Here is a 1,964-nt window from a genome sequence, read left to right on the forward strand (position 1 = left end):
TGGCGACGACGGCGCCGTAGACCTCCCGCTCCTCGACGGCGGTGCGGGCGGCGGCCGCGTCGGCGTACGCGTGCACCTCGAAGGCGCCCTCGCGCTCGGCCAGTTGAGTCTTGAGCGGCGCGGTGGCCTGCGCGGACCCGGCGACGCCGAGGGGCAGGTCGCGCGGCGCCAGTCTGGCGTTGGGCCAGACGAAGGACCACAGGGCGAGGGCGATCAGGGCCGGGACCAGGACGACGACCGCGAGCACGCGGCGATTGGAGGACATCGGGAGCCTCGATCGTAAAGAGAAGGATCGTTCGTTTTACGAGACTCACTCTGCGCGGCGCCGCCGGAACTTGTCAAGAAGGAACGTTCGTTTTACTGTGGGTGCCATGGCTCGCGTATCCCAGGCCCACCTGGACGCCCGGCGCCGGCAGATCCTGGACGGCGCCCGGCGCTGCTTCACGCGCAACGGCTTCCACGCCACGTCCATGCAGGACGTCTTCCAGGAGACCGGCCTGTCCTCCGGCGCCGTCTACCGCTACTTCCGCGGCAAGAACGACCTGATCACGGCCGTCGCCGAGGAGGCGTTCGAGCGGATGCGGCTGGCCTTCGAATCGGCCGGCCGCGAGGCCCCGCTGCGCCCCCTCGACGACGTGATCGACGAGGTGCTGAGCCATGTGCTGGAGGAGCACGAACGCGAGTCGGGGACCGACCGGCCGGGCGCGTTCGCCGAGTTGATCGTGCAGGTGTGGAGCGAGACCCTGCGCGACGGGCAGCTGGCCGCCACGCTGAACGCCGGCTACGACCGGATGCGCGTCATGTGGGCCGAGCTGGTCCGCACGTACCAGGAGGCGGGCCGGCTGCGCGCGGACGTCCCGACCGACCACGTGGTGCGCGCCCTGATGGCGCTCGTCCAGGGGTCCATCGTGCAGCGGGCGGTGTTCAAGGACGTCGAGGTCGAACTCCGCAGCGGGCTGCGCGCGCTGCTCTCGCCGCACGCCTGAGCCGCCGGCCGGCGGCCCCCGGCCCGGTCAGTCGCAGAAGGCCGCGTCCAGGAGGGCGTCGACGGAGTCGTCGAGGTCGGCGCGGTGGTCGGGCGTGAGCGCGACGGTGACCTGGCGGCCCTGGTCCGGCGTGGTGAACGACCAGGTCTGGTACGTCATGGCGTCGCCGTCGTTGCCGTACACCGTCGTCCCGCAGGCGGTGTCCTTCCAGGTCAGCCCCAGTCCGTACGCCTTCCCCCCGAACGACGGCGTGCGCATCTCGTCCAGCAGCCGGTCCGGCAGCAGCCGCCCGCCGAGCAGAGCGGCGAAGAACCGGTCGAGATCGCCCGCCGTGGAGATCATCTCGCCACCCGCGCCGAACAGCGACGGGTTCATCTCCGTGAAGTCGACGAGCGGTATCCCGCCGTCCTGCTCGATCGGGACGTAGCCGCGCATGTGCGCTCCGCGGATGCGCGGGTACGTCCCGGGCAGCCAGGTGTCGTGCAGCCGCAGCGGCCGGATGATCCGGCGCCCGATCTCCTGCGCATACGTGCGCCCGGTGGCCTTCTCGATGATCTCCCCGAGCAGGATGTAGCCGGTGTTGGAGTACGCGTAGGCGGTGCCCGGCGGCGTCGAGGTCGGCGGGTGGGCGACGGCGCGGTCGATCTGCTCCTGCGGTGTCCACGTCCGGTGGCGGTAGTCCAGGAACGCCGGGTCGGGCGGGACGGTCAGGGTGCGCTTGTAGTCGTACACCCCGCTGGTGTGGCCCAGCAGGTGCCGCACGGTGATGCGGCTGCCGTCCGGTACGGCCCCCGGCAGCCACTTCTCGACCGGGTCGTCCAGCCGCAGCCGGCCCTCGTCGGCGAGTTGCAGCACGACGGTGGCGACGAACGTCTTCGTGATGCTGCCGATCCGGAACTGCCCGCGCGCCGGCACCGCCCGCTGCGTGTCCCGCTCCGCGACGCCGCTGGTGCCGGAATGGTCGGACTGCCCCTCCTG

At 71.6% G+C, this 1,964-nt stretch carries 2 protein-coding genes and 1 pseudogene; 1 reads left to right on the top strand and 2 read right to left on the bottom strand.

Translation table 11 applies throughout. The annotated features are described in order from the left end of the window. Positions 1 to 265: pseudogene (locus H5J30_RS29965) on the bottom strand (ABC transporter permease); the annotation flags it as partial. A gap of 106 nt (positions 266 to 371) precedes the next feature. Here H5J30_RS29965 and H5J30_RS29970 point away from each other — a divergent pair. Further along, the gene (locus H5J30_RS29970; RefSeq protein WP_181790514.1) at positions 372 to 986 is read left to right on the top strand and encodes a TetR/AcrR family transcriptional regulator; all 615 of its coding nucleotides are present in this window, start codon (positions 372 to 374) and stop codon (positions 984 to 986) included. Positions 987 to 1,013: 27 nt separating this feature from the next. On the opposite strand, the gene H5J30_RS29975 is transcribed toward H5J30_RS29970, so the two are convergent. Then, positions 1,014 to 1,964, bottom strand: a 951-nt coding sequence (locus H5J30_RS29975) for a serine hydrolase domain-containing protein (RefSeq protein ID WP_181790516.1), incomplete at its 5' end; no start/stop codon positions are given.

The organism is Streptomyces phytophilus, assembly GCF_013870535.1.
In the GTDB taxonomy this organism is placed as follows: Bacteria; Actinomycetota; Actinomycetes; order Streptomycetales; family Streptomycetaceae; genus Streptomyces; species Streptomyces phytophilus.

What these genes read in the sequence shown, in the direction of transcription:
- H5J30_RS29970 (WP_181790514.1), top strand. Translation starts at nt 372, where the DNA reads ATGGCTCGCGTATCCCAGGCCCACCTGGACGCCCGGCGCCGGCAGATC.